The 14,026-nt window shown below is 44.4% G+C and carries 8 protein-coding genes; 6 read left to right on the plus strand and 2 right to left on the minus strand.

The window, feature by feature from the left end; all coding sequences use genetic code 11:
* The first annotated feature begins 26 nt into the window (after window positions 1-26).
* Entirely contained in the window at window positions 27-1,907 is a 1,881-nt protein-coding gene (locus KTR06_RS05745; protein ID WP_217290047.1) for a DUF4980 domain-containing protein, read from the plus strand.
* Window positions 1,908-2,078: 171 nt separating this feature from the next.
* Here the strand turns inward: KTR06_RS05745 and KTR06_RS05750 are convergent, their stop codons facing one another.
* Together KTR06_RS05750 and KTR06_RS05755 are read right to left on the minus strand one after the other, a co-directional pair.
* On the minus strand, window positions 2,079-2,951 hold the full coding sequence (locus tag KTR06_RS05750) for an aldose 1-epimerase family protein (protein ID WP_217290048.1): 873 nt from the start codon (window positions 2,949-2,951) through the stop codon (window positions 2,079-2,081).
* A gap of 28 nt (window positions 2,952-2,979) precedes the next feature.
* Window positions 2,980-3,852 carry a Bro-N domain-containing protein gene (locus KTR06_RS05755; protein ID WP_120067347.1) on the minus strand — a complete coding sequence of 291 codons (873 nt, stop codon included), beginning with the start codon at window positions 3,850-3,852 and terminating at the stop codon, window positions 2,980-2,982.
* Between the two features lie 291 nt (window positions 3,853-4,143).
* Here KTR06_RS05755 and KTR06_RS05760 point away from each other — a divergent pair, with 291 nt between their 5' ends.
* The 5 genes from KTR06_RS05760 to KTR06_RS05780 all read left to right on the plus strand — a co-directional run bounded on the left by KTR06_RS05760 (window position 4,144) and on the right by KTR06_RS05780 (window position 13,931).
* Complete coding sequence (locus tag KTR06_RS05760; protein WP_217290049.1) at window positions 4,144-7,257, plus strand: TonB-dependent receptor; 3,114 nt, start codon at window positions 4,144-4,146, stop codon at window positions 7,255-7,257.
* Between the two features lie 27 nt (window positions 7,258-7,284).
* Complete coding sequence (locus KTR06_RS05765) at window positions 7,285-8,997, plus strand: RagB/SusD family nutrient uptake outer membrane protein (protein ID WP_120067345.1); 1,713 nt, start codon at window positions 7,285-7,287, stop codon at window positions 8,995-8,997.
* 26 nt (window positions 8,998-9,023) lie between these two features.
* Window positions 9,024-10,409: a DUF4960 domain-containing protein gene (locus KTR06_RS05770; protein ID WP_120067344.1), complete on the plus strand. Its 1,386-nt coding sequence runs from the start codon at window positions 9,024-9,026 to the stop codon at window positions 10,407-10,409.
* A 17-nt stretch (window positions 10,410-10,426) separates the two neighbouring features.
* Window positions 10,427-11,995 carry a glycoside hydrolase family 32 protein gene (locus KTR06_RS05775; protein WP_217290050.1) on the plus strand — a complete coding sequence of 523 codons (1,569 nt, stop codon included), beginning with the start codon at window positions 10,427-10,429 and terminating at the stop codon, window positions 11,993-11,995.
* A 100-nt stretch (window positions 11,996-12,095) separates the two neighbouring features.
* Entirely contained in the window at window positions 12,096-13,931 is a 1,836-nt protein-coding gene (locus KTR06_RS05780) for a DUF4980 domain-containing protein (protein WP_217290051.1), read from the plus strand.
* Window positions 13,932-14,026: the final 95 nt, after the last annotated feature.

Below are 14,026 nucleotides of genomic sequence, written 5' to 3' on the forward strand. Positions count from 1 at the left end.
GTATAAACTAGGAATACTTTGTTGCCATGAAAACAAACCCTTGGATGAAACTATGTAAAGGTGCAATACTTGCGTTAGCAGTCTCTTACGGACTGACTTATTGCCACACAACTAAAAGCAAGTTGACCTTGGAACAGAAAAGCGATAGCCTGACTGTCATCCACATCACCAATCCGACTAATTATATATTGCTTCCTATAGAAGAGAAAGCAGCGGAAAGTCAGGTTCTACTTGATACCGGAGAGGCTGCGGATACCGATATGGATATTCGTCTGGCACAAACTCAAGTGGACTATTTCGTTCCATTTGCCTTGCCTGCCGGAGCGAAGACTGCTACCGTCCGTGTTCGTAATAAATCAAAGGATGCACTTTGCTGGAAAGAAATTAAGCTATCTGATACTTTTGATACAGCCAATACGGAAAAGTTCCGCCCTGTTTACCATCATACTCCTCTCTATGGCTGGATGAATGATGCCAACGGATTGGTGTATAAAGATGGAGAATATCATTTGTATTTTCAATATAACCCTTACGGTTCTAAATGGGGAAATATGCATTGGGGACACTCTGTCAGTAAGGACCTTGTACATTGGGAACATTTGGCCCCAGCTATCGCCCGTGACACATTGGGACATATCTTTTCGGGCAGCTCTATTGTCGATCAGGAAAATCTAGCGGGTTATGGAGCAGGGAGTATCCTGGCTTTTTATACTTCTGCCAGTGACAAAAACGGGCAGCTCCAATGTCTTGCTTTTAGCAAGGATAATGGACGGACATTTACTAAATACGAGAAGAACCCCATCTTGTGCCCTGCGGATGGTTTGAGAGATTTCCGTGACCCGAAAGTGTTCCGGTATGAACCGGAAGATAAATGGGTGATGATTGTCTCCGCCGATAAAGAAATGCGATTCTATGACTCTAAGAATCTGAAGGACTGGAACTATATGAGTAGCTTCGGAGAAGGATACGGGGTACAGCCTTGTCAGTTTGAATGTCCGGACATGGTGGAACTTCCGGTGGATGGAGATCTGAACCGTAAGAAATGGGCATTGATAGTGAACGTCAATCCGGGATGTTATTTCGGAGGAAGTGCCACTCAATACTTTACAGGAGACTTTGATGGAAAGAAATTCAGTTGTGACAGTCAGCCAAATGTCACGAAATGGTTGGATTGGGGCAAAGATCACTATGCTACCGTTTGTTTCTCAAACACTGGAGAACGGACGATTGCTGTTCCTTGGATGAGTAACTGGCAATATTGTAATATTGTTCCGACAAAGCAATTCCGTAGTGCTAACGCTTTGCCACGTGAGTTAAGTCTTTATACACAAGACGGTGAAATTTATCTTTCAGCAGCTCCGGTACCGGAGATAAAAACTCTGCGAAAAGAAAAGAAAGAGATTCCGGCATTTACGGTTGCCAATGATTATCATATTGATTCTTTATTGGCTGATAATGATGGTGCTTATGAACTGGCATTGGAAATTACCGCCGGGGAAGCGGAGATTATGGGATTCAGCCTCTTTAATGATAAAGGGGAAAAGGTGGATATCTACTTCAATCTTCCGGAAAAGAGATTGGTTATGGACCGGACGAAAAGTGGTATCGTGGATTTCGGAAAGAAGAGTGTACCTCATGAAATAGAGGTTCACGACCGTAGAAAGACGACTTCCATCAATTATATAGATGATTTCGCATTAGCTACCTGGGCACCGATAAAGAAAGAGAATAAATATACGTTGGATGTCTTTGTTGATAAATGTTCTGTAGAAATATTCCTGAATGGAGGAAAGGTAGCAATGACTAATCTTATCTTTCCATCGGAACCATACAACCGTATGTGTTTTTATAGCAAAGGAGGTTCATTTCAAGTAGATTCATTCAATGCGTATCGGTTGGGTTTATAATAGAAGTAGAAGTTACACAATAGATGTTTGCATAGATTCAGTGAAAGCAACAAGTATTGATTGCTTTTTAAAGATTCATAGGTTAGATTTATAAGTTAGGTTTTGTAGATTAGAATTAGGTGTTTGGTAGCTGTCAGATGTGAAATCCGGCAGCTACTTTTTATTCATCAATTATTCATCAATTTCAATTGTATATCCTCCTTGGAATATCTCTTCCGGTTGTAAGTGCTGCATCCAGTCCTTATCTTTATATTCACCAGTATAATGTGCGCGGTCGCAACGTCCGTACCAAGGTTCGATGCAGACGAAAGGAGCATTCTTTGCAGGTGGAGACCAAAGACCGACTACCGGAGCGTTAAAATGTAAACTAAGATAAGCCTGTTTCTCTTTATTATATAAGGTAACTTTACGGACCTGTTCATTTTCCAGTATCAAAGCATCTTTATCAAAAGTATGCGTGTCCAGTGGTAATAATCCGTCTGTCAACTCTAAAGAATATTCTGTAGAAGGATCAGCGCATCCCTTTTCTGAAATGAGAATATATTTCAAACCGTTTTCCTTGTCAAATCCGAAGAACCCTCTTTCAGAATTGCTTGCATCGAACTCCGGCCAATAGAAAGCTGGATGTGCCCCAATCTGAAAATACATATCCTTGTCGCCAGTATTCTTTACTTCCCATATAACCTCAATTTTCTTTCCCTGGATGCGATAGCCTATTTCCAGACAGAATGGAAAAGGGTATTTATGCAAAGTTTCTTCATTGCTGACAAGGCGGTAACGTACTTCATCCTCTTTTTCAGAAATAAGAGTAAATTCCATGTCACGGGCAAAACCATGTTGAGTAAGCGTATAAGGAATCCCTTCATTCCGATACTCATTTTCCCATACGCTCCCTACAATCGGGAATAGGACAGGAGAGTGACGTTTCCAAAAAGCAGGATTGGCTTGCCACAGATATTCTTTTCCATTGGCGACGATGCTGCAGAGTTCAGCTCCGTGAGGAGATACTTGAATCGTGAGTTGTTTGTTGGAGATTGTTTTCATATCGTTTATTTATTGGATTATTTTAAAGTTAATCTTTAAGTTCATCTTCCGATCCTTCTTTCGAGATGTCTTCAGGTTTGCCTTTCAGTAGGATACCACTTTTGGCATTAAGAGGAGAGATTACTCTTTTGCCTGTTTTTGCCTCCAGCTCCAGTCGGGCATTGCGGGCTACTTCTCCTCCTTGTTGAGCAATATCTATGTGGTCATTGAATGTTTCGGGATCGCTGGTTTCAGATATTTCTTTAGTAGAAAGTTCGGCAAGCATATTTAATACCAATTCTTTATTGGTCATATTATCCCGTAGGTTTTCTTTTTTCAATCCTTTAAATTGTTTGTACTCTTTAGATGTCATATCTGACCAAGTCTGATAAATAATATCTGTGAGTGTAGCGAATTGAACGCCTTCTTGCAATCCATGTTTCTTCCACTCATCAGTCAAGTCTTTACGGATTTCTATTGATTTCAGACGTTGGTTAATCCAGCTATCAGAGTATCCCATACGTTTATAATCCATTAAGGCCTGATCAATTGATAATTCGGGGTCTTGTATTTGGTTGAGCCGTTCGCTGGCAACCTTAGCCATCCATAGTTTGAAAGGTTCTGCCTTAAGAGAAGGAATAGATTGGATAAGGCGGAGAAGTTGTTCGGTATCGGCAACATCGGTAAGGCGCATTTTACCATCCGCTGCCTGCATTTTCAAACCGTTACAATTTGTAACGGTTTCGTTTCCTTCCGCTAGCAGTCTCTTTTTTAATACACGCCAATAAGTTTGAGGGTTACTGCTGTCTGTCAGAACAGCCACCACATCTACTATCGAAAAATACCACTTCTCTTGTTCATCATCCCATACTGTACGTACTCCTCTTTCTTCAAAGAGTTTTAAAGCTTGTTGCTTAGTCATGAATCTTATTTTTAGAGTTTATTATTTAATGAAGAGTCGTTCTTTCTTTGGGCTCATATCACTATACAAAGGTAGCGTTTTCTGCGATTATAAAAGAATATGAATCCAAGAATTCCCATAATGAAAGAAAACATGTATAAAACCCTATAAAATAGCGTTCTATGCAACAAATGTTATAGCCTTTGAAACATTTTTTTTAGTCGTTTGATATAAATCAACCGTAATTTGCATTATCGATATAGATAAAATTCGTACTTTTAATTTAATAACATCAAACTAATGCATCGTATTATGAAGAACAAAAAACTTCTTTGCAGCGTTTGTTTCCTGTTTACTTTCATGTCAGTCCTTTGGGGGCAAAGCATTACGGTGAAAGGAAACGTTACTTCTAAAACGGACGGACAGCCGGTCATCGGCGCCTCTGTTGTTGAAGCTACAGCTACTGCTAATGGAACAATTACTGATTTAGATGGTAATTTCACCCTTTCGGTTCCGGCTAACTCTACTTTAAAGATTACGTATATTGGTTATAAACCGGTGACCGTAAAATCGGCTGCTATCATTAATGTATTATTGGAAGAAGACACTCAAATGGTAGATGAAGTGGTTGTAACAGGTTATACCACTCAACGTAAAGCTGACCTGACCGGTGCTGTTTCCGTAGTGAAAGTAGACGAAATCCAGAAGCAAGGGGAGAACAACCCGGTGAAAGCACTTCAAGGCCGCGTGCCCGGTATGAACATTACAGCGGATGGAAATCCGAGCGGATCGGCTACCGTACGTATTCGCGGTATCGGTACGCTGAACAACAACGATCCTCTTTATATTATCGATGGAGTTCCTACCAAAGCCGGTATGCACGAATTGAACGGAAACGACATTGAATCCATTCAAGTACTGAAAGATGCTGCTTCAGCATCCATCTACGGTTCGCGTGCTGCAAATGGCGTTATCGTCATTACTACCAAACAAGGAAAGAAAGGCCAGATTAAAATCAATTTTGATGCTTCGGTTTCAGCTTCCATGTATCAAAGTAAGATGGACGTGTTGAATACGGAACAGTACGGACGTGCCATGTGGCAAGCCTATGTAAACGATGGTGAGAACCCGAACGGCAATGCTTTGGGATATAACTACAATTGGGGTTACGATGCCAACGGAAATCCGGTACTACACAGTATGAGTCTTTCCAAATACCTGGACTCAAAGAATACAATGCCTGTGGCAGATACCGACTGGTTTGATGAAATTACCCGTACAGGTGTTATCCAGCAATACAATCTCTCTGTCAGCAACGGTTCGGAGAAAGGTTCTTCCTTCTTTTCTCTGGGATATTACAAAAACCTGGGTGTAATTAAAGATACGGACTTCGACCGTTTCTCCGCCCGTATGAACAGCGATTATAAATTAATAGATGATATCTTGACTATCGGCCAGCATTTCACCTTAAACCGTACTTCGGAAGTACAAGCTCCCGGCGGAATTATTGAAACTGCTTTGGACATTCCTTCCGCTATCCCCGTTTATGCTTCGGATGGTTCATGGGGAGGACCGGTAGGCGGATGGCCGGACCGTCGTAATCCTCGCGCCGTACTCGAATACAACAAAGACAACCGATACACTTACTGGCGTATGTTCGGTGATGCTTATGTGAATCTAAGCCTCTTCAAAGGATTCAATGTTCGTTCTACTTTTGGCTTGGACTACGCAAACAAGCAAGCCCGTTACTTCACCTATCCTTATCAGGAAGGAACACAGACCAATAACGGCAAGAGTGCAGTGGAAGCCAAACAGGAACACTGGACCAAATGGATGTGGAATGCCGTTGCCACTTACCAGTTGGAAATAGGCAAGCATCGTGGAGACGTCATGGCAGGTATGGAGCTGAACCGGGAAGACGACAGCCATTTCTCCGGCTACAAAGAAGATTTCTCTATCCTTACTCCCGACTATATGTGGCCCGATGCAGGTAGCGGCACAGCACAGGCTTACGGTGCCGGCGAAGGTTACTCGCTTGTCTCTTTCTTCGGCAAAATGAACTATTCTTATGCTGACAAATATCTGCTTTCATTGACGCTCCGTCGTGACGGTTCTTCCCGCTTCGGTAAAAACCATCGTTATGCCACTTTCCCTTCCGTTTCTTTGGGATGGCGCATCACACAGGAGAGCTTTATGAAGGAACTGACTTGGTTGGACGATCTGAAACTGCGTGCTTCATGGGGACAGACCGGTAATCAGGAAATCTCCAACCTTGCCCGTTACACTATCTACGCTCCTAATTATGGAACAACAGATTCATTTGGAGGTCAAAGCTACGGTACGGCATACGATATTACAGGTTCTAACGGAGGTGGTACTCTGCCTTCCGGATTCAAACGTAACCAGATTGGTAATGACAATATCAAGTGGGAGACAACTACACAGACGAACGTCGGTATCGACTTCAGCCTGTTCAAACAATCCCTGTACGGCTCATTGGAATACTACTACAAGAAAACAACCGATATCCTGACTGAAATGGCAGGTGTGGGAGTATTGGGAGAAGGTGGCAACCGTTGGATTAATTCGGGCGCAATGAAAAACCAGGGTTTTGAATTCAACTTGGGCTACCGCAACAAGACTGCCTTCGGACTGACTTACGACTTGAACGGAAACATCTCCACTTACCGGAATGAAATTCTTGAACTGCCGGAGACAGTGGCTGCCAATGGAAAGTTTGGTGGTAATGGAGTAAAAAGTGTAGTCGGTCATACATACAACTCACAAGTGGGCTACATTGCCGACGGTATCTTCAAATCACAAGAAGAAGTGGACAATCACGCTACGCAGGAAGGTGCAGCCGTAGGCCGTATCCGCTACCGCGACATCGACCATAACGGTGTGATTGATGAAAAAGACCAGGAATGGATTTACGATCCGACTCCTGCTTTCAGCTACGGATTGAATATCTACCTGGAATATAAGAACTTCGACCTGACTATGTTCTGGCAAGGCGTTCAGGGAGTAGATATCATCAGTGACGTGAAGAAGAAAAGTGACTTCTGGAGTGCATCCAACGTCGGCTTCCTGAACAAAGGAACCCGTCTGCTCAATGCCTGGTCGCCTACTAATCCGAACTCTACGATTCCGGCATTGACCCGCAGCGATACAAACAATGAACAGCGTGTTTCCACTTACTTTGTTGAAAACGGTTCTTTCCTGAAACTGCGTAATATCCAATTAGGCTATACAGTTCCGGCAGTAATCTCCAAGAAGTTGAGAATGGAACGTTTACGTTTCTATTGCAGCGCACAAAATCTGCTGACGATCAAGAGTAAAGACTTTACGGGAGAAGACCCCGAAAACCCGAACTTCTCTTATCCGATCCCTGTGAATATCACCTTCGGACTTAACATCGGATTTTAATTCACTTCATTTATAAAACGAACTATCATGAAAAAGATACTATACATAGCAACCATCGGATTTACCTTGCTGACAAGCAGTTGCAACGATTTTCTGGATCGTCAGGTTCCGCAGGGTATTGTGACCGGCGATCAGATCGCTTCTCCCGAATACGTGGACAACCTCGTGATTTCAGCCTACGCCATTTGGGCAACAGGTGACGACATCAACTCTTCCTTCTCGCTTTGGAATTATGACGTACGTTCCGACGATTGTTATAAAGGCGGTTCCGGTACGGAAGATGGCGGTGTGTTCAACGCACTGGAAATTTCTAAAGGTATCAACACTACCGACTGGAACATCAACGATATATGGAAAAGACTGTATCAATGCATCACCCGTGCCAATACAGCCTTGCAGTCACTTGACCTGATGGATGAAAAGACTTATCCGTTGAAGGACCAGCGCATTGCTGAAATGAGATTCCTGCGCGGACACGCCCACTTCATGCTGAAGGAACTGTTTAAGAGGATCGTCATAGTAGACGATGAAAACATGGACCCGGATGCTTACAACGAGCTTTCGAATACTACCTATACCAATAACGAACAATGGCAAAAGATAGCAGACGACTTCCAGTTTGCCTACGACAATCTGCCGGAAGTGCAGATAGAAAAAGGACGTCCCACACAAGCTGCCGCTGCCGCTTACCTGGCAAAGACTTACCTGTTTAAAGCCTACCGTCAGGATGGAGTGAACAACAACCTTACCGGTATCGACGAAGAAGACCTGAAGCAGGTAGTGAAATATACCGACCCTCTCATCATGGCCAAAGCCGGTTACGGATTGGAAAATGATTATAGCATGAACTTCCTGCCTCAATATGAAAATGGCGCAGAGTCTGTATGGGCGATTCAATATTCTATCAACGACGGAACATACAACGGTAACCTGAACTGGGGAATGGGACTGACAACTCCGCAGATACTAGGCTGCTGTGACTTCCACAAACCGAGCCAAAATCTGGTGAACGCTTTCAAAACCGACTCGCAGGGAAAACCGTTGTTCAATACCTACGATAATGAGAACTACGAGGTTACGACGGACAATGTAGACCCCCGTTTATTCCACACGGTAGGTATGCCGGGCTTCCCTTATAAATACAACGAAGGCTACCTGATTCAGAAGAATGATGACTGGAGCCGTAGCAAGGGACTTTACGGATATTATGTTTCGCTCAAAGAGAATGTAGACCCGGACTGTGACTGCCTGAAGAAAGGTTCTTATTGGGCAAGTTCCCTGAATCATATCGTCATCCGTTATGCAGACGTATTGCTGATGCGTGCCGAAGCCCTGATACAGTTGAACGACGGACGCATTGCCGATGCCATCTCACTTATCAACGATGTACGCAGCCGTGCAGCCGGAAGTACAATGCTGATCTTCAATTACAAAGAAGAGTACGGAGTAAACTTTAAAGTAACTCCTTATGAACTGAAAGCATATACACAGGACGAAGCCATGAAAATGCTGAAATGGGAACGCCGTATAGAGTTCGGTATGGAAAGCTCACGTTTCTTTGACCTCGTAAGATGGGGAGAAGCCAAAGACGTTATCAATGCTTATTATGTGACCGAAGCAGCCCGTTGTTCTATTTACAAGAATGCAGGTTTCACGGAAAATAAGAACGAATACCTCCCAATCCCATTCGAACAGATCAGTGCCAGTAACGGAAATTATACACAGAATTTCGGTTGGTAATCATCAATCTTAAAACAAAGAATAAAATGAAATCAATCATAAAACAACTCTATACCATCCTGTTGGTGACTGTAGCATGCCTGACAGTTGCGGGATGTAGTGATGACTTCAAATCCAATCTTCGTCTGGACGGAGATGTATGGGTGAACTCTATCAAACTGGATGAATACGCAGGAACGATCGATTATCAAAACAAGACAATCGTAGTGGGAGTACCTTACGATTATGACGTTACCCGGATGGCCGTCAGTGAAATCAATCTTTCCGAAGGTGCTATGGCGAGCATCGCTGTTGGTGAAACAATCGACTTTTCTCTTCCCGTATCTTTGACCGTGAAAAATGGCGACGTACAGATGAGCTATACGATTACTGTGAAGAGAGACGAAGCAAAGATACTGACCTTTAAGTTGAATGATACTTATGTAGGAAAAGTAGACCAGCTATCAAAAACAATCTCTGTAGTTGTTCCACTGACAGTGGATATCACCCAGTTGAAAGGTACATTCACCGGATCGGATGGAGTCACTGTAACTCCGGCATCCGGCAGCATCCAGGACTTTACCAACCCTGTCACTTATACGGCAACTTACCGTTCGGCAGTGACTCCTTATGTAGTAACAGTTACTCAAGGAAATGTAATTCCGACTGCCTTTATCGGCACAGCTTCTTCTGTGAGCCAACTGACAAGTCCTGAAGAAAAAGCCGCTGCCCAGTGGATGATGGATAATATATCCATGTCCGAATACATCTCATTCAAAGATGTAGTAGACGGAAAAGTCGATTTAGGTAAATATACTGCAATCTGGTGGCATTTCCATGCGGACAATGGCGATAATCCTCCTTTGCCGGATGATGCGAAAGCTGCCGTAGAGAAATTTAAAGTCTACTATCAAAACGGTGGTAACCTATTGCTGACCCGCTATGCAACTTTCTATATTAAGGACCTTAGCATTGCAAAAGACGAGCGTGTACCCAATAACAGTTGGGGAGGAAACGAAGACTCACCCGAAATTACGTCTTCTCCGTGGAGCTTCCCGATTACCGGTAGCGAATCGCATCCGTTGTTCCAGGATTTAAGATGGAAAGATGGCGACAAATCGACAGTATATACTTGTGATGCCGGCTATGCGATAACCAATAGTACAGCACAATGGCATATCGGAACAGACTGGGGAGGTTATGCTGACTTGAACGAATGGCGTAACCTGACAGGAGGAATTGACCTGGCACGTGGAGGTGACGGTGCGGTAGTCATTGCCGAATTCGAGCCGCGCGCCAACAGCGGACGCACGATCTGTATCGGCTCCGGTTGTTACGACTGGTACGGTAAAGGCGTAGACGCTTCTGCCGACTACTACCACTACAACGTAGAGCAAATGACTCTGAATGCAATCAACTACTTATGTAAATAAAAGAATAAGCAATAATTATGAAAAATATGATCTTACATATAGCAATCACCACGCTGTTGGCCTCAATGAGCGCTTGCAGTGATGAAATGGATCCCGTATTGACTCAAAGAGACTGGGACGGTACAGCCACTTACTTCCAATCGGCCGACGAGCATGGCTTCTCGATGTACTATAAACCGCAGGTAGGCTTTGTCGGTGACCCGATGCCATTTTATGATCCGGTTGCCAAAGACTTTAAAGTGATGTACCTGCAAGACTACCGTCCGAACCCCGAAGCTACTTACCACCCCATTTTCGGGGTGGCCACCAAAGACGGTGCTACTTATGAATCTCTCGGCGAACTGATTCCCTGTGGAGGTCGTGACGAACAGGATGCTGCCATCGGTACAGGAGGTACGATTTACAATCCGACTGATAAACTCTATTATACCTTCTACACCGGCAATAAATTCAAACCTTCTTCCGACCAGAATGCACAGGTAGTCATGGTAGCCACCTCTCCCGACTTTAAAACATGGACCAAGAACCGCACTTTCTATCTGAAAGGAGATACGTACGGCTATGACAAGAATGACTTCCGCGACTCGTTCCTGTTCCAGACCGAAGACGGCGTTTATCACATGCTGATTGCCACCCGTAAAAACGGAAAAGGACACATTGCCGAATTCACCTCTACTGACCTGAAAGAGTGGGCGTCTGCCGGCACATTTATGACCATGATGTGGGACCGTTTCTACGAATGTCCGGACGTATTCAAGATGGGAGACTGGTGGTATCTGGTCTATTCGGAACAAGCTTCCTTCATGCGCAAGGTACAATACTTCAAAGGCAGAACACTTGAAGAACTGAAAGCAACCACCGCCAATGATGCCGGAATATGGCCGGACAATCGGGAAGGTATGTTGGACAGCCGTGCATTCTATGCAGGCAAGACCGCTTCCGATGGAACCAACCGTTATATTTGGGGCTGGTGTCCCACCCGTGCCGGCAATGATAATGGAAACGTAGGAGATGTAGAACCCGAATGGGCTGGCAACTTGGTGGCACAACGTCTGATTCAGCACGAAGACGGTACGTTGACCCTTGGAGTTCCCGATGCAATCGACCGTAAATACACTTCTGCACAAGAGGTAAAAGTGATGGCTAAAGACGGAAACGTAACAGAAAGCGGTAAAACCTATACGTTGGCCGAAGGAGCTTCCGTCATCTTCAACCGGTTGAAAGTGCACAACAAGATTTCCTTTACCGTAAAAGCATCCTCGAATACAGATCGTTTTGGAATCTCTTTCGTCCGTGGAACGGACTCCAAATCATGGTATAGCATCCACGTCAACGCTGACGAGGGTAAAGCCAACTTCGAGAAAGACGGTGACAATGCCAAATACTTGTTTGATAACAAATTCAACATCCCGGCGGATCATGAATACCGGGTGACGATTTACAGTGACCAGTCGGTTTGTGTGACTTACATCAACGACCAGTTATCTTTCACGAACCGCATCTATCAAATGCAGAAGAATCCGTGGGCACTCTGCTGTTATAAAGGCGAAATCACTGTTTCAGATATTCAAGTGAGCACCTATTAATAGAAAAGTAACATCTTTTACAGTGTTTGAAACAAAAGTGATAGGCGTTTCATCCCGGAGCGCCTATCTTTGCACTGTAACAACCTTAATACCATAAAGCATGAATTTAAGACTCTCTTCCAAACAAATTCAAACCTTCGCGGTTTTATTTTGTATGATTGTGATGAATATCTCTCTATCCGCCCGTGCGGATAACTCTCCTCTATTAATTAAAGATTTAGGAGAAGGACATTGCCTCGTACGTGTCAACACTAACCAGAAGTATCTGTTGTTGCCCGTAGAAGATGCATCGCCCGATGTGCGTATCAGCATGATTGTTAATAATAAAGAGGTAAAGAACTTCGATGTCCGTCTGGCCATCCATAAAGTCGATTACTTTGTTCCGGTAGACCTTTCCGACTATTCCGGCAAACTAATCTCTTTCAAATTTAAAATGAACTCCAACGACCCGGTGCGTGTCAACCTTTCACCGGATAACACTGCTTGCTGCAAGGAAATGAAATTGTCCGACACGTTCGATACAAGCAACCGTGAAAAGTTCCGTCCCACCTATCACTTTTCTCCCCTCTACGGATGGATGAACGACCCGAACGGAATGGTATATAAAGACGGCGAATACCACCTTTTCTACCAATACAACCCTTACGGTTCAAAATGGGGAAATATGAACTGGGGACATGCAATCAGCAAAGACCTCGTAAACTGGGAACATCGCCCCGTGGCAATCGCCCCGGATGCATTCGGCACTATCTTCAGTGGCTCCGCCGTGATAGATCATCATAATACCGCCGGCTTTGGTGCAGGCGCCATCGTCGCCATCTATACACAAAACGGCGACCGTCAGGTGCAAAGTATTGCTTACAGCACCGACAACGGACGTACCTTTACCAAATACGAAAACAATCCTGTATTAGTATCCGAAGCACGTGACTTCCGCGACCCGAAAGTATTCTGGTACGAAGGCACCAAACGCTGGATCATGGTATTGGCAGTAGGGCAGGAAATGCAATTCTTCTCTTCCCCCAACCTGAAAGACTGGACATTTGAAAGCAGCTTCGGCAAAGGACACGGCGCACACGGAAACGTTTGGGAATGTCCCGACTTATTCGAACTCCCGGTAGAAGGAACAAATGAAAAGAAATGGGTACTGCTTTGCAGCCTCGGCGACGGTCCTTTCGGTGACTCGGCTACTCAATATTTTGTAGGCTCCTTCAACGGAAAAGAGTTTGTAAACGAATCACCCTCCAAAACCAAATGGATGGACTGGGGAAAAGACCATTATGCCACCGTGACTTGGAGTGATGCTCCCGACAACCGCCGCATCGCTATCGCATGGATGAGCAACTGGCAATACGCAAACGATGTTCCTACCTCCCAATACCGTAGTCCGAACTCCGTTCCCCGCGACTTGAGCCTGTTTACCGTAGATGGTGAGACTTACCTCCAATCAGCTCCCTCTCCCGAACTGCTGGCTTTGCGCGATGCTTCCAAGAAACGCTCGTTCAAAGTGAACGGAACACGCACAATCAAAGAAATGATTCCCGGCAATGACGGTGCATACGAAATAGAACTGACGATTGAAAATCAACATGCAGACGTAATCGGCTTCCGTCTCTACAATGACAAAGGCGAAGAAGTGGATATGCAGTATGACATGAAAGAAAAGAAATTCTCGATGGATCGTCGCAAGAGCGGAGAGGTCAGCTTCAATGAGAATTTCCCGATGTTGACCTGGACAGCTATTGAAAGCGGAAAAGATGCATTAAAACTTCGCCTGTTTGTTGATAAATCCAGCGTTGAGGCCTTTGGAGACGGTGGACGCTTTGCGATGACCAATCAGGTATTCCCTTCGGAGCCTTACAATCATATCGACTTTTACAGTAAAGGAGGAGCTTATAAGGTAGACTCATTTGTAGTTTACAAGTTGAAACCATAAGCCCGTTCTATTCCGCTCCATGCGTTCTTTCCCTGTTTCCTTAGGGCAGAGTTTCTCTTTCCCAATGAGAGAGTACCCATAAAGCGGGGATATAG

Source organism: Bacteroides sp. MSK.20.12 (assembly GCF_019052435.1).
GTDB lineage: Bacteria > Bacteroidota > Bacteroidia > Bacteroidales > Bacteroidaceae > Bacteroides > Bacteroides xylanisolvens.